Raw genomic sequence first — 20,867 nt, 5'->3', positions numbered from 1 at the left:
GTCGGGCATTTTATGCACTGTCGGCGAGAGATCCGGTGGGAGGCAGCGATGAGGGCCGTCGTGTTCGAGGAGGTGGGTCGGGTGGGAGTCCACGAGCGTGCGGTTCCTGCGTTCGACGGCGGCGACGTCCTGGTCAGGGTGGCGGCCACCGGGATCTGCGGCACGGACCGGGCGATCCTGCTGGGCGAGTTCCCCGCGCGCCGGGGTGTGGTGCTGGGGCACGAGGCGGTCGGCGCGGTGGCCGCCGTCGGGGCCGGGGTGGGCTCGGTGGCGCCCGGTGACCGGGTGGTGATCAACCCGACGTACCACTGCGACCGGTGCCGTCCCTGCCGCCGGGGAATGCAGGCCCACTGCGGCGCGAAGGCGGGCCGGGAGGTCGGCGTCGACCGCGACGGCACGATGGCCGACTACGCCGTGGTGCCCGAGCGCTTCGTCCATCGGCTGCCCGCCGAAGTGCCGTACCGGCGCGGCGCCCTGGTGGAGCCGCTCGCCTGCGTGCTGAACAACCTGGCGGCGGCTCGACCGCGGTGGGACGACCGGGTGCTCGTGGTCGGCGCCGGTCCCATCGGTGCGCTGTGCGCACTGGTGCTGGCCCGGCGCGGCGCCCGGGTGACACTGGCCGAGCGCGATCCGGGGCGGTCGGCCGTCGCCCGCCAGGTACTGCCCGAGGGCGTTCGGGTGCTGGAGGCCGGGGAGGCGGTCGCGGCGGACTCACCCGATGTGGTCATCGACACCACGGGGACGCTGCCGGGCGACCTCCTGGGCGCGGTGGCGGCCGGGGGAACCGTGGTGGTGATGGGCGAGCGGGAGGCCGCCGTCGCCGCCGTTCCGCTGCGGGCCCTGGTGACCAGGGGGATCCGCCTGGTGGGTGCGGGGCCGTACCGGCCGGCGGATTTCGAGCTGGCGGTGGACCTCGCGCGCGACCTGCCGCTCGAACGGCTGGTGACCCATGTGCTGCCGCTCGAACGGTACGCCGAGGCACTGACCATGCTGGCCGCCACGGCGGGCGCCGCGCCCGGCGGGTACAGCGCGATGAAGGTGCTGCTCACCCCGGACGAAGGCGTCGCGCCGTGAGCGCCGGGCAGCGGCCGCGCTTCGTGGACGGAGCCCTCTGGCTGGACGGGCGCCCCCGGTTCCTCATCGCGGGCGAGTACCCCTACTACCGGGACCACCCCGAACGGTGGGCGGCCAAGTTGGGTGCCATGCGCGAGGCGGGCATCGAGGTGGTGACCTGCTACGTGCCCTGGCGGCACCACGAGGTCGCCCGGGACGGTGGGCGGCGCCTGTGCTTCGCCGGGCAGGGCAACCGCGATCTGGCCGGCTTCCTGGAGCGGGTCGCGGCGACCGGGCTGCTCGCGGTGCTGAAGCCGGGCCCGTTCGTCCATGCCGAACTGCCCTTCGGCGGGCTGCCCGACCGGGTCAGCCCCACGCTCGATCGGGAGCGGCACCCCGCCCGGTCGGCCGACGGCCGGCCGCTGTCCTACCAGCAGTTCGTGCTGCCCTCTGCTCATGACCCGAAGTACCGTGCGGACGCCATGGGTTGGCTTCGCGCCGTCGGCCTGTTCCTGCGTGCGTTCCGCTATCCGCCAGGGCCGGTCGTCGCCGTTCAGATCGGCAACGAGGGGCACTGCGGGGAGACCGCCCTTCCGCTCGACGCGCTCGACCACTCCTCCCCGGGCGTGGCGGCCTTCGCCCGCTTCGCAGCCGGCACGGCCGCCCCCACCACGGCCGAGCCATCCGCCGGCGGGCTCGGCGCCCTGGTCAGTTGGGCACAGTGGTCGGCCGAGGAGCTCGCCGGCGGGATGGCGGCGCTGGCCGGTGCGCTCGGGTGCGACGTCCCCGTCTTCACCACGTACTCGCCGCCGGCCAGGGCCGACCGCGATCCCGGCCGGGCGGCCGGGCGGTACGACGCCTGGCTGGCCAGGAACAGGGTCGGCGCGGCCGCCGAAATGCCCCGGGCGTACACCAGTTGGACGGGCAACGTGGTCCGGGACGACGAGGCGCTGGTCAACTACGTCCTGGCGGCCAAGGGCGGCCGGGGTCCCAACATCGAGGAGAACTGGGGGCTTCGCTGGGCGGATCCGAGCTGCGCCTTCCCGGTGGCGCCGGTTCACCACAGCCTGCTCGGCGTGGCGTGCGGGGCGACCGGCGTCAGTGTCTACCCGGCCTGCGCAACGGCGGATTGGGGGGAGCACCTCGCGGTCTCCCGCTCCTGGCCCAGGGATGCGGCCGGCGATCCGGCGCGGTTCGACCCACCGTACGGGGACGCCGCTCCGATCACACTGGAGGCGGGCCCCGGCCCGGCGTTCGCCGCGCTGCGGGTGCTGACCCACTTCCTGGCCGGGCGACGGGAGGCGCTGGCCGCCTGGCGACCGGAGCCCGGCGTTCGCTGGGGTGTCCATCCGCCGTACCAGGCGGTCGGCGCGTGGGAGTGGGCGACGAACGGCCGGTCTGCGTACCGGGATTGGTGGGTGCCTTCGGCCGAGCAGTCGCTGGTCCCGTTCGTCGCCCACTGCCTGCGACGCAACCTTCCCTTCGAGTTGGCGGAGTTGACCGGTCGCACCACGCTCGACCCCGCTGCCGGGCCACTGGTCGCGGTGTCGGGCCGGTTCATGGAGCGGGCCCTGCAACGGCGGCTCGCGCGGTTCGCCGAGGACGGCGGTTCGCTGCTCCTGGTGGGGGAACCACCCACACTGGACGGTGACTTGAACCACTGCGCCGAGCTCGCCGAGGCGGTGGCGGGCAAGGTGCGCACGGTGCCGCTGAACGGCCGGCCGATCGGCGAGGCGGTCGAGGAGTGGCTGGCCGAGTGCTTCGGCGCGCCCGGTGCGAGACCGGGGGCGTGGCTCGAACTGCGCAGGCTCAGCCCTGACCCGCAGGATGCGCTGGTCTTCCTGCTCAACCGGTCGGACGAAGCGGTGCGGGCCCGAACCGCGTACCGGGAGCACGTCATCACCGCGGACCTGGTCGGGGGCGGGTGCGCCGTGGTCCAGGTGGCGCACGGACGGCTCGGAGCGTGCTACGTGAAGGGGCTGAACGAGCAGACCGGCCAAGGGGTGCCGGTCCGGGTGCGGGTGGGCGGCGACCTGCTGAGCGCCGACCGGCCGTGCGACCTGTCCGCCGTGCGCGGGCCGGGCGGCTACGAGGTGCGGACCGCCGCACTGCGGGGCGAGGCCCGGGTGCTCCTGCCGGAACTGCCATGACCTCGCCCTTCCCCACCCCCGGCGAGGCGGTCGGCGTCGATGTCGGCGCCACCAAGATCGCGGCAGTGCGGGTGACGGCCGAGGGCACGGTGTCCGCGCGGGCCCGCCGTGCCACCCCGGGCCGCACGGCGCACGAGCTGGTCGGTGCCATCGGCGAACTGGTGGCGCAACTGGGCGGCGACCGGGTGGCCGCGGTCGGCGTCGGGCTGCCCGGCATGGTCGACGCCCGCACCGGGGCGCTGGCCTTCGCGCCCGGCCTGGGGTTCGCGCGGGCTCCACTGCGGGCCATGATCGCGGACGCCGTGGGGCTCCCCGTGGTGACGGACAACGACGCCAATGTGGCCGCCTGGGCCGAGTACCGGCTCGGCGCGGGGCGGGGGCACGACCACCAGGCACTGGTGACCCTGGGCACCGGTCTGGGCTGCGGGGTGGTGGTCGCCGGGCGGCTGCTGCGGGGCTCGCACGGCTTCGCGGCCGAGGCCAGCCATCTGACGGTCGACCCCCTGGGTCCGCTGTGCGAATGCGGCAAGCGCGGCTGCTGGGGCGTGTCGGCGTCCGGCGCCACGATCGCCGCCCTGGGCCGGCGGGCCGCCGCGGCCCGCCCGGCGTCGCTGCTGGCCGGCCTGATCGGCGAGGGCTCGCGGGATGCGGGCGAGGCGGTCACCGAGGCGGCGCGCGGCGGCGACGCCGAGGCGCTGGAGATCCTGGAGCGGGTGGGGACACTCACCGGAACCGGGCTGGCCGCCCTGGCCAATGTCTTCGATCCCGCCGTACTGATCGTGGGAGGTGGTCCGGTCGCCGCCGGGGAACTCCTGCTCGCGCCCGCACGCGTCTCGTTCGCCCAGCAGCTGTACTCCCCCGGCGACCGTCCGCCCGTGCCCGTGGTGGCGGCCCGCTTCGGGGCCGACGCGGGTGCGATCGGCGCGGCACTGCTGGCCGTCGATACGGCCGCCGGAGGGCCCGCTGCGGTGCCTTGAGCAGCGGCAGGACCGCTTCGCCGAGGATCCCGGCGATCGCTGCGCCGTCCGGTGCCGCGCCGCCCACCGGGCCCGGGCCGGTCGGTCCGGCCGCCGGTGGCGAGCGCCTCGGCGCCTGCTCGGCGGTCACCGCCCGGTGCGCTGGTCGACCACGCCGGTGAAACCACGTGGCCCGGGGTGTCGATCAGGTTGATCCGGTGACCGTCCCAGTGGCAACCGACCACCGCCGCGAAGATGGTGATGCCGCAGTCGCGCTCCCGCGGGTCGAAGTCGGTGACGGTGGTGCCGTCGTGCGCCGCACCGCGCTTGTGGGTGGCGCCGGTGGCGAAGAGGATCCGTTCGGTTCGTTCGCTATCGTTGACGACGTGTCAGAGTCCGTCGCCCAGCTCGTGGTCACCGTGCGCCCCTCGATACCCGCGGCCTGGTTCCACCACGTGCTCACCCGCCCGGTCATCGAGCTGGACGGCACCGAGCACCCGGCCCGCTGGGGCGCCAACGCCCTGCCCATCGAGGCTGACCACCCGCACCTGCTGAAGGTGTTCTTCCGCTACCGGGGCCAGCGGTCCGCCCGCCTCGGTGAGGGCCGCTCCGAGCTCACCGCCACCGTGCCGGGCAGCGCCACGGCAGTCCGGGCCCAGCTGGGCGTGCGCAATTCCAGCACCTTCCGCATCACGGGGCCGACCGTCCAGCCGTGATCGGTCCGCGACGAACGACCGGGCCCCGGGGAACGACCTCCCTCGGGGCCCGGCGCCGGCTCGAAGTCGACCGAGCGGAAAGCCGGTCCAGGCGAACCGGTCAGAACCAGTCGCGGCGCTCGATGATCTCCTCGCGCTCGACGACCTCCTCGCCACCGAAGAGCCCGCCGAAGAAGCCGTTGTCGCGCTCCACGACGGTCTCTCGCTCGATGATCTCCTCCCGGCCCCACCGGTCGCGGCGCACGATCTCCTCACGCTCGATGACCTCGTCACCGAAGAAGCCGTCGCGCTCGATGATCTCCTCGCGCTCGTAGTACTCGCGCATGGTCACTCCCCTGCCCTGGTCACTGCTGCTGACGTGCTGACAAGCGAGACCCTAACGCAGTCCCTCGAACGTGATCGAAACAGGTGTGCAACAGCTTTGCCACCGGTCTGACCTCCCCTCATGTCGCCTCGGGCGGCCACGGAACCGGTTCACCGGCCCCCGCGTCCCATCGCCGAACCGCACCCCCGACCACGGGGTGCGACGAGGGAAGGGGGACGAGCATGCGGAGCAAGCGGACCAGCTGGGCGGCGGGGATCGCGACGCTGGCGGCACTGCTGGCGGGTTGCGGCAGCAGCGGCACACCGGGAGCGGGCGAGCTGCGCGCCGCGCCGGCGGCCGAGGTGGTGCCGACCGACGCTGAGGTGCAGGGCACCGCGGCCGGCACCGAGGCGTTCGGCCTGGACCTCTACCGAGCCATCGGCGGGCAGCGGAACACGGTCCTCTCCCCCGCCGGACTGGCCGCGGCGCTGGGGATGGCGCTGCCGGGCGCGCGTGGCACCACCGCGCGGGAGATGAGCACCGTGCTGCACACCGACCTGCCGGCCGACCGCTACGCGATGGCGCTCGGCGCGCTGGCCGATGGCCGGCGGTCGGGCGGCGACGGCCTGATGCTGAAGCAGTCGGACACCGCATGGGTCCAGCGCGGCTACCCCGTTCGCCAGGACTACTTGGCGCTGCTGGCCGCGGCCTTCCACGCGGGCCTGTACACGGCGGACTTCGCCAAGGACCCGCAGGGCGCGACCAAGGCCGTCAACGCCCTGGTCGAGCAGCAGACCGGGGGCCGGATCAAGGACCTGTTCGCTCCGGGCTCGCTGGGCCCCAACACCCTGCTGACGCTCACCGACGCGCTCTACTTCACGGCGAAGTGGAAGTCGCCGTTCAAGCCGGAGTACTCCGCCGACCAGCCGTTCCACCGGCTTGACGGCAGCACGGACACCGTCCGCATGATGAACCAGACCAGTCGGCTGCGCTACGCCCACGGCGGTGGCGGGAGCGCCGGTCCGTCCTGGCAGGCGGTGGAACTGCCCTATCAGGGCGGCGACCTGGCGATGGACCTGGTGCTGCCCGACTCCGGCGGCTTGGAGGCCTTCCGCCAGGGCCTGAGCAGCGCCGCCTTGGACGGCGCGCTCGGTGCGCTGAAGGACACCGAGGTGGAGCTGACCATGCCGAAGTTCAGCTTCACCAGTGGCGGGTCGCTGAACGGACCGCTGGCCGCCCTCGGCATGCGCTCGGCCTTCAGCCCGTCGGCCGACTTCTCCGCGCTGGCCGCCCCCGGGGCGGAGGCGCCGAAGATCGACCAGGTGGTCCAGAAGGCCATGGTGCTGGTGGACGAGAAGGGCACCACGGCGGCGGCCGGCAGCGGGGTCGGCATGGGCGCGACCGCGGTCGCGCCGCCGCAGGTCGCGGCGCAGCTGGTCCTCGATCGCCCGTTCTTCTTCCTGGTCCGCAATGTGCGGACCGGGCAGCCGCTCTTTCTCGGCCAGGTGACCGATCCGGCGGCGAACTGAGTATTTTCGCTTTATCCAGGCACACCTTGACGGCTTTTCGGTTAGCACACTACCTTGCCGGTGGATCGACTGATCAGAAGCGGATCGGCCAAAAGAGAAGCCGACCGACTTTCTGATTTGTCAGATTAGTCAGGGGGTGCCTCGATGAATACCGCAGAGCCGAATGGGACGGAAGCGAACTCCGCGAAGGCGTCGGAGTCCTGGCCCGAGCGGGAGTCCTGGCCCGAGCCGGAGTCCTGGCCCGAGCGGGAGCCGGAGCCATACTCGGGCCCGGTCGCGCTGGTCGGTGTCCGTTTCATCGACGGCACGGGAGCGGCGGCGCGTCCCGCCACCGACCTGCTGATCGATGGTGGACGGATCGTCCGGGTGGGGCCGACCGGCTCGATCGGAATTCCAGCGCAGGCCCGGATCGTGCCCTGCGACGGGCTGTCGGCACTACCGGGGCTGATTGATTCGCACACGCATGTGGAACGCGACATTCCCACCGTCCTGCACGGATTTCTACAGGACGGCGTGACCAGCATCGGCAACACCGGCTGTGGCCCCCAGCTGATCGAGGAGCTGCACGACGCCGGGCGCCGGCCCACCGCGGCCAACGTCTTCGTCGCCGGTCCGGCGATCACCGCGCCCGGCGGCTACCCGGTGATCCGCGGCGACGGCTCGGCGGCCCGGCCCGTCGACAGCGCCGACGAGGCCAAGGCCGCCGTCGACGAACTGGCCGCCCGAGGCGTGGACTTCATCAAGGTCACCCAGGAGTCCTTCGACTTCGACTACCGCTCACCGGGCCGACTGCCGGTGCTGGCCCCCGACCTGATCCAGGCGGTGGCCCGCCGGGCGCACGAGCACGGGCTGCCGGTCCGTTCCCACGTCCACCATGCCGACCAGCTCGAGGCCGCCCTGGCCGCCGGCGTGGACAGCATCGAGCACCTGCTCTTCCCACTGCCCCCGGAGACCGGCTACGTCGAGCTGCAGCGTGCCGGCCGGCTGCGCTTGGAGGCCCTGCCCGACTTCGCCCGGTGGATCGATCGCATGGTCGCGGCCGACGTGCGCCTGGTGCCGACCCTCGGCAGCGAGCTGATCAGCATCCGCATCGGCCTGCCCGACCTGCCGGAGGCGGCGCTGGCCGAGATCGAGGAGCTGCTGGTCGAGGTGGTCCGGCGGTTCGCGGCGGCCGGCGGGCGGGTGGCGCTGGGCAGTGACTGGGTCGGGCTACCCGGAGTCCCCGCCGGACAACCGCGCCAGGAGCTGTACCGGTTGCTGGCTGCCGGGCTGACCCCGCTGCAGGTGATCGAGGCCGCCACCCGGGGTGCCGCGGCGGTCTGCGGTCGGGCCGGCCGGCTCGGCACGCTGGCCCCCGGCCTGCCGGCCGACCTGCTCCTGGTCGACGGGGATCCCAGCACCGACCTCGCGGCGCTGGACGCCCTCCGTGTGGTCCTCAAGAACGGCCGGGTGGTGGCCGGCCGACTACCCGCCGCACCGGCGACGGCCCTGCCGAGCCGACGGCTGCCATGACCTCCCACTCCGCCTCCACCACCCGGGCCGGCGCACCGCCCCGGCCCGGCGGCCGATCGCCCTGGCAGACGCTGCTGGCGGTCTCGGTCGGCTCGTTCATGACCATCCTGGACACCACGGTGGTCAACGTCGCGGTGCACGCGCTGCAGCTGCGCTACGCGGCGCCCACCTCCGAAGTCCAGTGGGTGGTCAGCGGCTACGCCCTGGCGCTCGGCATTGCCACCCCGCTGGCCGGCGAGCTGGGCGACCGGTTCGGCACCAAGCGGGTCTTCCTCGCCTCACTCCTCGGCTTCTCCGGCGCCTCCCTGCTCTGCGGGCTGGCGCCGACCCTCGGCCTGCTGATCGCCGCCCGGGTGCTGCAGGGCCTGGCCGGAGGCTTCGCCCTGCCACTGGGCTCCGCACGGCTGTTCACCGCCTTCCCGCCCGAGCGGCGGGGCATCGCCTTCGGCGTCTTCGGCCTGGTGCTGGTCTTCGCCCCGATGATCGGCCCCCTGGTCGGCGGCGCCTTCATCGACGCCCATCTGACCAGCTGGATCTTCTTCGTCAACGTCCCGATCGGGGTGGTCGGGGTCCTGTTGGGCCACCGCGTGCTGGCTCCCGACGAGCCCCGCGACCCCTCGCGCCGGCCACCGGACTGGCTGAGCCTGGCCGCCGTCTGTCCGGCCTTCGGTGGGCTGCTGCTGGGTGCCACGCAGCTCGGTTCCGGGCGGCGGGCCACGGCGCTGCTCGCCTTCGGGGTGGGCGCGGCGGGGTTCGTCCTCCTGCTCGTCAGGCAGTTCTCGGGTCACGCCGGCCCCTTCGACTTCCGGCTCTACCGCCTGCGCAGTTACGGGATCGGCAGCGCGATCAACGTCCTCGGCCAAGTGCCCTTCTTCGGCACCCAGTTCCTGCTTCCGCTCTCCATCCAGGTGGTCCATCGCTCCAGTGCCCTCGACGCCGGGCTGGCCGTGCTGCCGATGGCGGTGGCGGGCGGTGCCACCGGACTGCTCGGCGGCCGGATCCGGGACCGCTGGGGGCCGCGACTACCGCTCACCGCCGGGTTCCTGTTGCTCGCCGTCGGCGTCGCGCTGCTGCGGGCCAGGGCCGGCGACCCCGACCCGGCCCGGCTGGCCCTGCCGCTGGTGATCGCCGGGGCCGGCGCCGGGGTGATCCCGCCCCTCACCCAGGTCACCGCGCTCAGCGATGTCCCGCGTTCGGCCGTCACCCGCGGCACCGCGCTCTTCCAGGCCACCCAACGCGTCTGCCAGGCCCTGGGCGTCGCCGTGCTCAGTGCGCTCGCCATACGCTTCGTCACCGCCGGAACCGGCAGCGCCCAGTACGCGGCGCAGTTCGCCTCCGGCCTGGCCGACGCGTACGGGCTGGCGGTGCTGCTGGCGCTCTGCTGCGCTGCCCTCGCGCTGCTGCTGCCCGGCGGGAAACTGGCACGGGGTGACGACCAACCGCAGCCGGTCGACGCCTGAGCGGAGCCCGACGCACCGCACCCGCCAACCGTGCCGTCCGCCGCCTGACCACTGGCCGTGACCTGTTCCCCCCGACACTGCCGTGACCCGCTCCCCCTGACACTGCCCGTGACCCGCTCCCCCTGACCACTGCCGGGCCCCGCTCCCCCTGACCACTGCCCGTGCCCCTGACCCGTGAGGGCGGCCCGCGACCCACTGCCCGCGGCCTGTTGCCCATGACCCGCGCCGCCCAGGCCACCCTGTCGACCGAAGCCACCCACCCGCTGACCTCCGAACTCCGCGAGCCGCCCTGCGCCACCGAACCACCCGAGCTACCCGACCCCCACCCGGCCCACCCAGGCACCAGCCGGCCGCGCCCACCGCCCCGGAGCTGCACGCAGCCACCCACCTGCCGGCCGCACCCATCGCCCCGGGGCAGCCGCCTCGGCCCACCCGCAAGCGCCGCCCACCACCACACCCGGCGAGGACCCCATTGTTGACCGGCCCCCGCGTACCAGCTCAGGCTCATGCCCCGTCAGAGCAACCGCCCACCGACACCGGAGTGACACCGCTGCGCGGACGAGACGCCGAACTCGACCAGCTCACCCTCTGGATGGACCGGGTCCTGGGGAGCCGACAAGCCCTGCTGGCCGCGGTCACCGGGCCGGCGGGCTACGGCCGGACGCGGCTGTTCCGGGAGGGCGAACGCCTGGCCGACACACGCGGCTTCCACGTGGTCCGCGTGCTGCGCGGCGCCGCCGAGCCGCTGGCCGCCAGCCTGCTCACCGCGCTCGGCACGGCGTCCTCACCGGCTGCCGCGGCGGCAGCGACCGCAACTGCGACAGCCGCGGCAGCCGGCCCGGCCATCCCCGGGCAGGGCGGCCCGACTGCCCCGCCCCCCCCGGCCGGCCCAGCCACCAGCTTCGCCCCCGGTGATGCGGCGTCCGGCGGCGCCCCCGTCCACCCGGCGTTGCGCCGAGCCCACACCCTGCTGGCCGAGCAGCTGCGCACCGCGCCCGTGCTCATCACCTGCGACCAGCCGGTCGTGCCGTTGCCGAGGCTCCGTCAGCTGGTCGCCGTCCACCGCGAGAAGGCCTTGCTGGTGCTCGCCGGTGAGGCCTGGAGCGGCGAGCCGCCGGCCACCGCCGACCGCGTCCCCCGGCTGGTGCTCCGGCCACTCGCCCCCGACTCCCTACTGCAGGTCGGCGCCGACCTGCTCGGCGCGCCGCCGGATCCGGAGCTGGCCGAGCTGCTGGGCATGGCCCAGGGCAGTCCTCAGCTGCTGATCGAACTGCTCAACGCCCTTGACGCAGACACCACCCTGCGACTCGATGGCGGCCACGCCCGCCTGACCGAGGTGACCGAGCCGACCACCGCACTGCACGACCTGACCGGTCGCCGGCTCCAAGCGGCACCCCCGCCCGTCCGTGAACTGCTGGAAGCCGCGGCCGTGCTGGGGCGCTCCAGCCTCCCCGAGGACGTGGCCCAGCTGCTGCGACGGCCAGTGGGCGCGCTCGCCCCCGCGGTTCGCGCAGCGGCCCGCACCGGCCTACTGGACAGCACGTCAGACGAGCTGACGTTCCGTCACGAACTGCTGCGCCAGGTGGTCCTGTCCGACCTCCCACGGGCGATCCGGGCCGCACTGCACCGGCAGGCGCTGACCATCCAGCTGGCGCGCGGCCACTCCATCACCGAGGCCGCCCCGCACCTGCTGCACGGCGCCCACCCGGACGACCCGGCCACCGGCACTCTGCTGCGCGTCGCGGCCAGCGAGTCCTTGGCCGACGATCCGGGCACGGCGGCGGCGTTGGCGCTGCGCGGCGTCGACGTGCTCACGGACGCCCGCGCCGCCACCCCCATGGTCGCCCTCGCCGCCGAGGCCTGCCTGCGCTCGGGTGCCGTGGCGAAGGCGCTGAGCCTGGCCCGCAACGCCCTGGGTGCGGAGCTCCATCCGCCAAGCCCACCGCCGGCCATCAGCCAAGCGAGCGCTCAGTCACCCCCTTCCCTCTCACCTGCTTCACGACCACCAACCCCCGCGCCCGCGCCCGCCCCCGCCCTGACACCCGCACCCGCACTCGCACCCGCACCCGCACGTGCGCCCGGGCCCACACCCACAGTCGCACCCGCACCCGCCTCCGCACCCGCACCCGCACCCGATCCCGTCATCACCGCTCGGCTGCGCACCTCGCTGGCCACCGCACTGCTCCTGCGCGGCAAGTACCGTGAGTGCCTCGCCACCGTGACCGAGCCGGCAACCCTCCCCGCCCTGCCGGCTCCGGTCCGACAGGACGCACTGCTCACCAAGACCGCGGCCCTGGCGGCGCAAGCGGCCCCCGACGCCGGCGTCCGGCTGGCCGAGGTCCACCGGCTCGCCCTCGCGCACGGGCTTGACCTCGGTGCGGCCGTCCGGCTGGGTGAAGCCACGATCGCCTGGCGGAACGGACGTGCCACCGAGGCGCTCTCCCTCGTGGCAGAGGCAGCCGCCCTGCGCGCCGGCGGCTCGACGGCCGGCTGGCACAGCCCGATCGAACTGCTGCACGCCCTCTTGCTGGTGCAGCTCGGCCACACCGGCCGGGCCAGGGCTGCCCTGGCGTCGGCCCCGGCCGGCGCCGAGTTCACCGTCCCGTTGCTGCGCCACTTGGTGACCGCCCAACTCGCCATGGCCGAGGGCCGCCCGCTGGATGCCCTCGCCGAGGCGACCGCGGCGCTCGACCAGGCCCGGACGGCGGGCTTCAGCTGGGCGGAGCGCCAGGCACGCACCATCCTGGCCGCCCTCGCGGTGCAGCGCGGCGAGTTCCCGTCAGCCGCCGACCACGCACGCGCCCTGACCAAGCCGACGACGCCCGCGCCACCCCCGACCGCCCCGACTCCGGGCGCCGCATCCCACCCGGCATCACCCCCGTCCCCTGGGCCCCAACGCCCCAAGACCGCACGCTCCAAGCCCGCGCGCTCCAAGCCCGCGCACCCCCAGCCCCCACCCGCCGCGCCCCCGCGCCCCACCACCTTCGCCCAGTGGATCGAGGTCCAACTCGCCGCCGCCGAGGACGACTCGGACCACCTGCGCAACGCCCTGGCCACCCTCTGGCCGAGCCCAGCCCCACGCACCGCGCCCGTCCTCCTCGCCCGCGAACCTGCGGTCGCCCCCTGGCTGGTACGCACGCTCCTGGCAGCCGGACGGCCGGACGATGCCGCCGCCGTGGTCACGGCGATCCGCCAGCTGGTGGACGCCAACCCCGATGCCCCGGCCATCCATGCGGCCGCTGCCCACGCCGACGGGCTGCTGAGGCAGGACGCTCCCTCACTGGAAGCGGCTGCCCGTGGCCACCGTGACGCCTGGGCCCGAACCTCGGCCGTCGAGGACCTCGGCGCGTCGCTGAGGACGGTCGACCGGGGGCTCGCCATCGAGAAACTGGAGGAGGCGCTCAACGGCTATCTGCGCCTGGGCGCCGATCGTGATGCCGCCCGGGCCCGCCGGCGACTGCGTGCGCTGGGCATGCGGCAACGGTCGCACCGCGAACGCCCCGGCCCCCCTCGGGAACGCCGCCCGGCCAACGGCTGGCCGAGCCTCACCGACACGGAGCGCACGGTTGCCGAGTACGCCGCCCAGGGCATGACCAACCGCCAGATCGCCGGGCGGATGTTCCTCTCCCCGCACACCGTGGCGTTCCATCTGCGGCAGATCTTCCGCAAGTTGGGCATCCACTCCCGCCTCGAGCTCGCCCTGCGCGTCCGCGAAGGTTGAGCCCGGCACCACGCTGGCGTCCATCTGCGGCAGATCTTCCGCAAGTTGGGCATCCACTCCCGCCTCGAGCTCGCCCTGCGCGTCCGCGAGGGTTGAGCCCGGCACCACGCGTTCACGGCCTCCGCCCCGAGCCACCGCGTGCCCCGCAGCTCAGGGGCCGAGCCGTACCGTCTCGGCCGGGAGCCCGAAGGCGATCAGCGCCGACAGCGGGGTCGCGAGGTCGCGGGGTGAGAACAGATCCGGACCTCCATGGTCGACGATCTCCGGAAACCGCCACCAACGACAGCCGGTCACGTTCTCAGCCGCGAGCTCCTCGTCGGACATCGCCCCGCGCGGTTGGAACGCCGCTGCGCGGCCCGGCCAAGCGGCTGACCGCCCAGGTCTGCGACGCCGCACCTGACCGTCGGTGCGGCGGGCCAACCGCATCGAGCAGCCCTGGTAGGGCCCGTCGCCGCGGCCTCCCGCTCGACGCCGGCCGGGGTGCGGGTCCGCAGGACCCGTCCGCGCAGGATCGTGGACTTCAGCTCCGCGTAGGCGGTCTCGATCTCCCGGCGCTCGTGGTGGAACCGGACGAGTGCGGCGGCCGGGTGTGCGGCGGGTTCGGTGCGGGTGGTCAGCAGCCGGTATGGGCCGGCGCGGGTCCCCGTGGAGGTGGTGATGCCGATCTCAACGTCGATCACGCGCAGGGTCAGAGGAACCGGGCCTGGCCAGGAAGGAGCCGTCGCGGCAGCGGGCCACCGCCGGCAGCCTGCGGCCGGACTTGCGGCGCACCAGCAGGTCCGCGCCGGTGGCGGCCAGGTGGTTCAGCAGGTCGGCGGCGGCGAAGTTCCGGTCGCCCAGCAGCAGCGTCCCCGCCCGCCTGCAGGTCTGCCGCCAGGATATGCGCATCGATGTGACCTGGGTCGAGGCGCTGGACGAGGGCTTCACGAGCGGGCCGCTTGAGCGCGATGGCGGGGACGACGACGACCGGCCGCGTCCTCGTCACCTCTCCGACCAGCGGTTCACCGTCGGTGTTCTCCCGTCCGTGGGAATGGGAACGGCAGGCTCCACGTCAGGCGCGGCAGGCGGCACCGGCCGGAGGTCTTCCAGCCATTCCGAGGACGGATCCCGGGACCAGGTCGCGTGCTGTGCCGGAACTGGGCGAATCGCTGGGTATAGTGCAGGCGTTTCGGGGGGCCGGGGGCGGGGAGTCCGTCGATCACGCGCCACCTCGCGTTCGCGGACATCCAGGACGCTGCGGGAGCCCCGATGACCACATCGCTCAGGAGGCCGTCCCATGGAACCCGTCACGCTGATCACCGGTGGCTCGACCGGAATCGGCGCCGCCACCGCCCGCGCCCTGCTCAAGCAGGGCCACCACGTGGCCGTCACCGGACGTGACGCGGACAAGCTGGCCGCCTTCGCCGCTTCGGCCGGAGCGGGCGAGCGGCTGCTGACGATCACCGGCGACGCCGGCGACGAGCACGACGTCGCCTCCGCCGTGCGCCGCGTCGTGGACGTGTGGGGCCGGCTGGACAACGTCATCGCCAACGCCGGTTTCTCACTGCCCGGCAACCTGGAGAGCCACGCCCCCGAGGACATGCGCGCCATGGTCCTCACCAACGTCCTTGGTCCGGCCCTGCTGGTGCGGGAGACCCTGCCGCACCTCAGGGAGTCCAAGGGCCGGATCGTGATCATCGGTTCGGTCGCCGGGGTGCGCAACACGCCCGGCAACCTGTACTCGGTCACCAAGTGGGCCGCCCACGCGCTCGCCGAGAACACCCGGCTGCTGGTCGGCAAGGACGGAGTCGGCGTGACCGTCGTCGCCCCCGGGGTGGTGGACACCCCGTTCTGGAACGAGCGCGGCGGCACCCCCGACGCCTCGCCGACGATGACCCCCGAGCAGATCGCGAACACGATCGCCTTCGCCATCAACCAGCCCGTGGGCGTGGACATCAACCACATCACCGTGCGGCCGACCGGACAGCTCGGCTGACGCCGCGCTCCGGCGCCGCCGCGGCAGGCGAACCCTGGCAGCACTACGACCTCGGACACGGCTACTGCAGCTACACCTTCCTTGGACGATTGGTGGGCCGGGTCGGCAATGAGGGAGTTCCCTCCTGAACTTCCCAGCCCAGGAGGGCTGGTGTGGGCTCGGGGAGGGGTGCTCGGACCGGCCGGGGGCTGGCGCCGGCCTGGCCCCTTGCCGGAGGCTTGATGGCGGCGAGTGGAGGTGGCGGCGTGGACCGCAGCGAGGCGATCAACGCCGCCACCGGACGGGCTCGGAGCCCGGCCCGGGTACTACAGGAAGGAGGTGGTGAAGCCGGTGCCGGCCGAGTTGAGCGGACCGGGGACCGACAGCGGCTGGCCCGTTGCGCTGACGAGCTGGATCTGCGCCGGCGCCGTGCCCGCGGAGATCGGGCTGCACGTGCCGTTGGGCCAGACCATGTAGGAGCACGCACCAGTGAAGTTGACCGTGCCGTAGTTCGGCAGCGGGGCCGTCACGCCGCCGACCGTCGGAGCTTCCATGATCCACTCGGCGGAGTTGCCCACCGCGGACGTCGGGACGTTCAGGGACGCGCAGGTGTTGAGGGTCATGTCGCACACGCCGAGATAGGCGTTGCCGGGACCGGCAGGGTACTGGATCCCGGTCCAGATGGCGTCTCCGGGATGGATGGTCAGGTTGTTGAGGACGAGTTCGCTGCCGGTGTCGCCCGTGCCGCCCACAACCTCGTACCAGGCGTAGTACTGGCCGACGCCGTTGATGACGTCCTGTTCGGTGCCGGCCTGGACGAGCGCGCCGCTACCGGAGTTGATCCCCCCGCCGTCCCCGACCCAGGTGGCGGAGTAGTAGCGGTTGATGGACGAGGTGGGCGGCTGCGGGACGATGACCGTGGGCACGGACCACTCGCCGGTGGTGAACGCCGGGACGTCGTTGACCTGGTAGCCGGACCAGTTGTAGGTGCTGTAGGCGGTGGCGGACGTCGCCGTGTTGCGCTTGCTCCCGGGGGCCAGGGCGTGGTTGTGCCTGACGAGCGTGCAGCTCATCGAGGTGAGCCAGGTGGCGTGGTGCTTCTCGGCCATCGCGTAGAGGCCGGCGAGGGAGCCGGACTTCGCCGCGGCCGATCCTGGCTGCGGCGGCGCCGCCACCGACGCTCCCGCGCACCCCGGGGCCGGAACGGCGCCGGGGTGCGAACCGACCGCCGACGCCTGACCTGCCGTGACGAGGAGCCCGGTCACGAGAGCCGAGACTGCCGTCCACGCTCGAACTGTTCGACGCATCTGTTTGCCCTTCATCCACATGCGGAGAGGCTGAGTGGGTAGCAAAGATGTGCGACTGGTTCTGGTGCGCGCTCATCATCAATCTGATGTTCGCGAACAGTCAACAACTCCGGTGGCCTGTGACTGGGCGCTTTTTATGATCTACGGTCCTGTAAGTGGCTGATAGTCAGGAGGCGTTGTCATTCCGAGAGTGATCGGTGCGTTGTCCCTGGTCAGGGATAGGGCTGGCGTCCCGGTAGCAGACATCACTGATCGGCCGGAAGTTCCACGTTTCCTACAGCGTCTCGGGCGCCAGGGCTCCGGACGGGTCTCCGTTGCCGGGCTGCTCGCGATGCGTCCAGGCTCTCGGACCCGGCTGTGCCACAGGCTGCGGGCGCCACACCGGGCGCAAGGGCGAGCGCCACAGCCTGTCCGAGCGTGACTACATCGGTCTGATCAACGGAGTCCACCAGCTGGTCAAGGCGCCGATCGTGCTGGTCTGGGATCGGCTCAACACCCATGTCCCCCATGCCATGCGCGACTTGATCAGCGCGCGGGACTGGCTGACGGTGTTCATCCCGCCCGCCTACGCACCCGAGCTGAGCGCGGTCGAGTACCTGTGGGCCCACGTCAAGCGCAGTCTCGCGAACCTCGCCGGCATCGCCCTCGACCGCCTCGAAGCCCTCGTCCGCAACCGCCTGAAGCGACTGCAGTACCGCGCTGATACCCTCGACGGCTTCCTCGCCGGCACCGGACTCTCCCTCGACCTCCCGCCGCCATCAGCTTGAAGCCCCGAGGTCGGTAATCACCAGGGTAATGCCCAGCCCCGGCACGAGATCTCAGAACCTTTCCCGGGAGAAGGCTGGTTGTGGTCTCATGTGGGAGCGACGGGAGCTGCTGGGGGGCCGATGGAACAGGTTGACGTGTCAGTGGTGACTGCTTGGGGCCGAGCGGTGGTGCGTGAAGTCGCCCCAGGTGAGCTGCCGTTGTTCAAGGATCTGAGTGGAGCGTTCTTCGCGGGCGGTCTGTCCTCCTCGGGTGAGCGGGATGCTCTGCTCGGATTCGGCGTCGACACGGGCGTCGTGCTGGTGACCGCCGCGGCGCTGCAGATGTGCGCGCAGGTATGGCAGACGGTCACGCAGAAGACCGGCGAGGCCGTCTGGGCGGGCGCTGGAGCGCTGGCGCGCCGCCTGCACCAGCGCCTGACCGGTAGCGGCGGGCCGGCCGTGGCGTCCGACCCATCACCGGAATTCACCGATGACGAGCTGCGGCTGATCCGGACGGCCGCGCTCGAGCGCAGCGGGGAACTCGGGCTGTCCGATGCGCAGTGCCGCTTGCTGGCCGACGCGATCGTGGGCGCGCTGGCCGCCCCGGTGGCCCTTGAGCCGCCCCCTCCTCGCGTCGAGGGCGTCGAGGATTGAGACGCCCCTGATGCCGCGCCGACCGCAGTACGGCAACGCTGCGACGGCGGTCCTGTTCATGCTGCTCGCGATCACCGTCACCATGTCGGTGGCGACCGTGTTCGGAGACGGGGCGGCCGCAGTCCAGGGCAGCTGGGCCGAGATCCTGCGGGTCGCCGACTGCGTGTCGCCGATCATCGCGAAAGATCCCTCGCCTTACCGCTCCGTGCCCCTGAGTCAGCAACAGATCGATTCGACGGACGCGAACGTGGCTGCTCTGCGGGCCTGTATGGCGCCGTTGATACGTCAGCTGACCCAGGGGATGCTGCTCGGTGCGGTTCTCGTGCTTCTGCTGGCGTTCGCCTTGTACCTGCTGCACCCGCTGCTGATCGCCCGTATCCACCGACTTCGGGTGCCGGACCGCGAGGATGCGGCAGCCCTCGTGGCGGAACTGGACCGCCTGCGCCGGCTCGCCGGCGTCAGTCGTCCGGTGGCGTTCCGAGTGCAGCCGTTCGCTCTGGCGCCGTCCGCTTTCGTCTTCGGCCTGCCGGGGCGTCGATGCCTGGTGGTCAGTGGCGGCCTGGTGGTGCGGATGGCCACCGACCCTGCTGCGTTCCGCGCTGTCGTGTTGCACGAACTGGCACACCTCCGCAACCGCGACGTGGATTTCACCTACGGCGCGCTGGCGTTCACCGGCGCCTTCGCCCTGCTCGACGGCGGGGCGGCGTTCGCAGGGGGCGTCTACAGTGCGCTCAGTTCCGGCGCCGACCTGCTGGTCCTCCTCGAACTGGCCGTCAAGACCCTCGGCTTGCTCGTCGTCGCGCTGACCTTGACCGCCGCCATCGTGCGCAGCCGGGAGCTGAACGCGGACGCACGGGTCCGGGACTGGGGGGAGGAAGGTGCGGCGCTCGAGCGCGTCCTGGCTGCCCTGCCCACGCCCGCCCGCCGTCGGTTGCGGCTGCACCCGGCCCCCGCCACCCGGCTGGCGGCGCTGCGCACTGCGATTCCGCCGTTCGGCAGCGGTCTCGGGAGCGGTATGGCCATCGCAGTGGCCTGCGGCATCGGGGGGTACAGCTTGGAGCTGATGGCGGACTCCGTCGCACGCTTCGTGATCGTCCCACGCTGGGGCGGCGCGGTCACCGGCGCACTCCTCGCGGTCGGCATCGTCACCGGCCGGTGGCGGACGGCAGGCAGCACGGGCCGCGCCGCGCCCGACCTGGCGTTGTGGCGGTTCGGCACCGGCCTCGCGGCCGGTCTGGCCCTTGACCTGGTGCTGCAGCCCGCCTATCCCGAGGTGACGATAGCCCGACCCGCCGCGCTCGCCGTGTGGATCGTGGTGTGGGTTCCGCTGGTGGCCCTGGTGGCCGGGCCGCTCACGGTCTGGCTGGCCCGCGCCACCGAAGCGGTGGGCGCCTCCGTGGAGCGGGCCGGGTGGCGCGGACGGCGGGAGGGCGCCGTGTTGGCAGCTGTGATCCTGCCCGCCGGCACGGCGTTCGCTCAGACGGCGGCGGACCTGCACAGCAAGGCCCTGACCACCTTCCCCGACCTGGGGGCGACCGGCGGGCAGGTGTGGTCAGAGATCACGGATCCTGCCTTGCTCGGCGCCGAGCTGGTCCACTCCTGGACCATTCCGGTGCTTCTCTCCTGCACCGCGTTCATCATCTGCCTCGCCGCCACGGCATACGCCCTTCACCGCCTGCGGCGTGCCCGACTTCCGGAGCGGTCGGGCGGCCCGTCCACGGGAGCGGGAACCGCGTGGAAGGCGAATCTGCGGGAGGGACTGCGAGGCGGCCTCATCGGGGCTGGGGCGGTCGTCGTCCTGGTACTGGTGGCGTCGTTCATCGCCCACCGTGAGCCGATGTCCGACCGCTGGGACGCGGCCGCGTACCTCCACTTCCTCCACCTCCTCGTCGCCTGCAGCGATGCCCTCGTGGTTCTCACCGCCCTGCTCACCGCCGGCCGAGCCCCGGGAGCGCTGGTGCGGGGCAGCACGGCCGCGCTGACAGCCTCGGCCGCGGCGACCCTCGCCTTGATCCTGCAACCCTCGGCGGGCGGGTGCGCCCAGGCGCTCGGCGTGGCGGCCGTCTCCCCCGACTGCCTGTCGATCACCTCACGCAGCGTCTCGTTCATGACCGACTACGTCGGCGCGGTGTCGCTGCTGCTGTCCGCGGTACTCCTGCCGCACTCGGTCACCGCGTGCCGCTGGATCGCCAGGAGCGGATCCGTCGGGTGCCCCACTACGGGGACCGCGCCGCGCTGGAGCGGCACCCGGCCCTGGCGCCTCACGGCGGTGGGGTTGGCCGCCCTCTGTGCAGTCGGGTTCGTCCGCCTCGGGCGGCCGAACCTCATACTCATCAGCGACAGTGCCCGGGTCGAGGCCGTCGAGCAGTGCACCTTCCTGATGCCGCCAGGTTGGTTCGTCGCTGATACGGGCCGGGGTCCGAGCGACCCGGAACTGCAGGACCCATCACCGGGTTGGTTCGCCGAACTGGAACTGCAAGCCCATCCATCGCCGGCGCCCGCCCCTGAGATCGCCATCTTCGGCACCCGGATGCCATACGACCAGGTGACAGCCAACGTGCCGGTCATGCTCGGTGCCCACCACGCAGTGTCCATCCGGGCTTTCGTGGTCGGCGGCCACCGCGCCGTGTCCGCGCAGTACGGTGCCGGCGCCGGCTACGTGGCAGTCATCGTCGACACCGACCCGGGGGCGCTTGTCATCACACTTCAGGCCGAACCGGGCTCGTCCGATTGGGACTCCGACGAGGCGGATCTGAAACGCCTGCTGGCCACCTTGGAGTTCCGCTTCTGAGTCTCCGTCGGGGT

Annotated in this window: 15 protein-coding genes and 2 pseudogenes; 12 read left to right on the top strand and 5 right to left on the bottom strand. The window is 73.0% G+C overall.

What is annotated here, in order from left to right; translation table 11 throughout:
* Nucleotides 1-48 precede the first annotated feature (48 nt).
* From LN042_RS01980 to LN042_RS01970, 3 genes are read left to right on the top strand one after another with little or no spacing between them, the layout of a single operon-like run.
* Complete coding sequence (locus LN042_RS01980) at nt 49-1,074, top strand: zinc-dependent alcohol dehydrogenase (RefSeq protein ID WP_230047963.1); 1,026 nt, start codon at nt 49-51, stop codon at nt 1,072-1,074.
* The gene (locus LN042_RS01975) at nt 1,071-3,203 is read left to right on the top strand and encodes a beta-galactosidase (protein WP_230047962.1); all 2,133 of its coding nucleotides are present in this window, start codon (nt 1,071-1,073) and stop codon (nt 3,201-3,203) included. The genes LN042_RS01980 and LN042_RS01975 overlap by 4 nt, the downstream gene beginning before the upstream one ends.
* The gene (locus tag LN042_RS01970; RefSeq protein ID WP_230047961.1) at nt 3,200-4,180 is read left to right on the top strand and encodes an ROK family protein; all 981 of its coding nucleotides are present in this window, start codon (nt 3,200-3,202) and stop codon (nt 4,178-4,180) included. The genes LN042_RS01975 and LN042_RS01970 overlap by 4 nt, the downstream gene beginning before the upstream one ends.
* A gap of 164 nt (nt 4,181-4,344) precedes the next feature.
* Here the strand turns inward: LN042_RS01970 and LN042_RS01965 are convergent.
* A pseudogene (locus LN042_RS01965) lies at nt 4,345-4,524 on the bottom strand (GTP-binding protein); the annotation flags it as partial.
* A 21-nt stretch (nt 4,525-4,545) separates the two neighbouring features.
* Between LN042_RS01965 and LN042_RS01960 the strand changes: the two are divergent.
* The gene (locus LN042_RS01960; RefSeq protein ID WP_230047960.1) at nt 4,546-4,875 is read left to right on the top strand and encodes a hypothetical protein; all 330 of its coding nucleotides are present in this window, start codon (nt 4,546-4,548) and stop codon (nt 4,873-4,875) included.
* A 100-nt stretch (nt 4,876-4,975) separates the two neighbouring features.
* On the opposite strand, the gene LN042_RS01955 is transcribed toward LN042_RS01960, so the two are convergent.
* Entirely contained in the window at nt 4,976-5,200 is a 225-nt protein-coding gene (locus LN042_RS01955) for a hypothetical protein (RefSeq protein ID WP_230047959.1), read from the bottom strand.
* 221 nt (nt 5,201-5,421) lie between these two features.
* On the opposite strand from LN042_RS01955, the gene LN042_RS01950 reads away from it, so the two are divergent.
* The 4 genes from LN042_RS01950 to LN042_RS01935 all read left to right on the top strand — a co-directional run bounded on the left by LN042_RS01950 (nt 5,422) and on the right by LN042_RS01935 (nt 13,401).
* Nucleotides 5,422-6,708 (top strand): serpin family protein, encoded by a 1,287-nt coding sequence (locus LN042_RS01950; RefSeq protein WP_230047958.1) that lies wholly within the window; start codon nt 5,422-5,424, stop codon nt 6,706-6,708.
* Between the two features lie 144 nt (nt 6,709-6,852).
* The gene (locus LN042_RS01945; protein ID WP_230047957.1) at nt 6,853-8,220 is read left to right on the top strand and encodes an amidohydrolase family protein; all 1,368 of its coding nucleotides are present in this window, start codon (nt 6,853-6,855) and stop codon (nt 8,218-8,220) included.
* The gene (locus LN042_RS01940; protein WP_230047956.1) at nt 8,217-9,680 is read left to right on the top strand and encodes a DHA2 family efflux MFS transporter permease subunit; all 1,464 of its coding nucleotides are present in this window, start codon (nt 8,217-8,219) and stop codon (nt 9,678-9,680) included. Before LN042_RS01945 ends, LN042_RS01940 begins: the two co-directional genes overlap by 4 nt.
* 541 nt (nt 9,681-10,221) lie before the next feature.
* Nucleotides 10,222-13,401, top strand: a complete 3,180-nt coding sequence (locus LN042_RS01935; RefSeq protein WP_230047955.1) for a helix-turn-helix transcriptional regulator — start codon at nt 10,222-10,224, stop codon at nt 13,399-13,401.
* Between the two features lie 150 nt (nt 13,402-13,551).
* Here LN042_RS01935 and LN042_RS01930 read toward each other — a convergent pair whose 3' ends face one another.
* Together LN042_RS01930 and LN042_RS01925 are read right to left on the bottom strand one after the other, a co-directional pair.
* Entirely contained in the window at nt 13,552-13,725 is a 174-nt protein-coding gene (locus LN042_RS01930; RefSeq protein WP_230047954.1) for a hypothetical protein, read from the bottom strand.
* Between the two features lie 342 nt (nt 13,726-14,067).
* Nucleotides 14,068-14,289 carry a hypothetical protein gene (locus LN042_RS01925; protein WP_230047953.1) on the bottom strand — a complete coding sequence of 74 codons (222 nt, stop codon included), beginning with the start codon at nt 14,287-14,289 and terminating at the stop codon, nt 14,068-14,070.
* A 388-nt stretch (nt 14,290-14,677) separates the two neighbouring features.
* Between LN042_RS01925 and LN042_RS01920 the strand changes: the two genes are divergently transcribed.
* Nucleotides 14,678-15,376: an SDR family oxidoreductase gene (locus LN042_RS01920; protein WP_230047952.1), complete on the top strand. Its 699-nt coding sequence runs from the start codon at nt 14,678-14,680 to the stop codon at nt 15,374-15,376.
* A 305-nt stretch (nt 15,377-15,681) separates the two neighbouring features.
* Here the strand turns inward: LN042_RS01920 and LN042_RS01915 are convergent, their stop codons facing one another.
* Nucleotides 15,682-16,620, bottom strand: coding sequence for a G1 family glutamic endopeptidase (locus tag LN042_RS01915; RefSeq protein WP_230047951.1), 939 nt, complete (start codon nt 16,618-16,620; stop codon nt 15,682-15,684).
* A 241-nt stretch (nt 16,621-16,861) separates the two neighbouring features.
* Between LN042_RS01915 and LN042_RS01910 the strand changes: the two are divergent.
* The 3 genes and pseudogenes from LN042_RS01910 to LN042_RS01900 all read left to right on the top strand — a co-directional run.
* Nucleotides 16,862-17,429, top strand: a pseudogene (locus LN042_RS01910) (transposase); the annotation flags it as partial.
* A gap of 120 nt (nt 17,430-17,549) precedes the next feature.
* Complete coding sequence (locus LN042_RS01905) at nt 17,550-18,062, top strand: hypothetical protein (RefSeq protein ID WP_230047950.1); 513 nt, start codon at nt 17,550-17,552, stop codon at nt 18,060-18,062.
* Nucleotides 18,063-18,072: 10 nt separating this feature from the next.
* Nucleotides 18,073-20,853 carry a M48 family metalloprotease gene (locus LN042_RS01900; RefSeq protein ID WP_230047949.1) on the top strand — a complete coding sequence of 927 codons (2,781 nt, stop codon included), beginning with the start codon at nt 18,073-18,075 and terminating at the stop codon, nt 20,851-20,853.
* Nucleotides 20,854-20,867 lie beyond the last annotated feature (14 nt).

It is taken from the genome of Kitasatospora humi, from assembly GCF_020907985.1.
Lineage (GTDB): Bacteria > Actinomycetota > Actinomycetes > Streptomycetales > Streptomycetaceae > Kitasatospora > Kitasatospora humi.
The sequence above is the reverse complement of the archived record's forward strand: the minus strand, read 5'-3'. Positions and strand labels throughout refer to the sequence as shown.

Bases quoted from the DNA above. Each gene is read 5' to 3' on its own strand.
- LN042_RS01950 (WP_230047958.1), top strand. From the start codon at position 5,422: ATGCGGAGCAAGCGGACCAGCTGGGCGGCGGGGATCGCGACGCTGGCG.
- LN042_RS01920 (WP_230047952.1), top strand. From the start codon at position 14,678: ATGGAACCCGTCACGCTGATCACCGGTGGCTCGACCGGAATCGGCGCC.
- LN042_RS01980 (WP_230047963.1), top strand. From the start codon at position 49: ATGAGGGCCGTCGTGTTCGAGGAGGTGGGTCGGGTGGGAGTCCACGAG.
- LN042_RS01970 (WP_230047961.1), top strand. From the start codon at position 3,200: ATGACCTCGCCCTTCCCCACCCCCGGCGAGGCGGTCGGCGTCGATGTC.
- LN042_RS01900 (WP_230047949.1), top strand. From the start codon at position 18,073: ATGCCGCGCCGACCGCAGTACGGCAACGCTGCGACGGCGGTCCTGTTC.
- LN042_RS01940 (WP_230047956.1), top strand. From the start codon at position 8,217: ATGACCTCCCACTCCGCCTCCACCACCCGGGCCGGCGCACCGCCCCGG.
- LN042_RS01955 (WP_230047959.1), bottom strand. From the start codon at position 5,200: ATGCGCGAGTACTACGAGCGCGAGGAGATCATCGAGCGCGACGGCTTC.
- LN042_RS01905 (WP_230047950.1), top strand. From the start codon at position 17,550: ATGGAACAGGTTGACGTGTCAGTGGTGACTGCTTGGGGCCGAGCGGTG.
- LN042_RS01925 (WP_230047953.1), bottom strand. From the start codon at position 14,289: ATGCGCATATCCTGGCGGCAGACCTGCAGGCGGGCGGGGACGCTGCTG.
- LN042_RS01945 (WP_230047957.1), top strand. From the start codon at position 6,853: ATGAATACCGCAGAGCCGAATGGGACGGAAGCGAACTCCGCGAAGGCG.
- LN042_RS01930 (WP_230047954.1), bottom strand. From the start codon at position 13,725: ATGTCCGACGAGGAGCTCGCGGCTGAGAACGTGACCGGCTGTCGTTGG.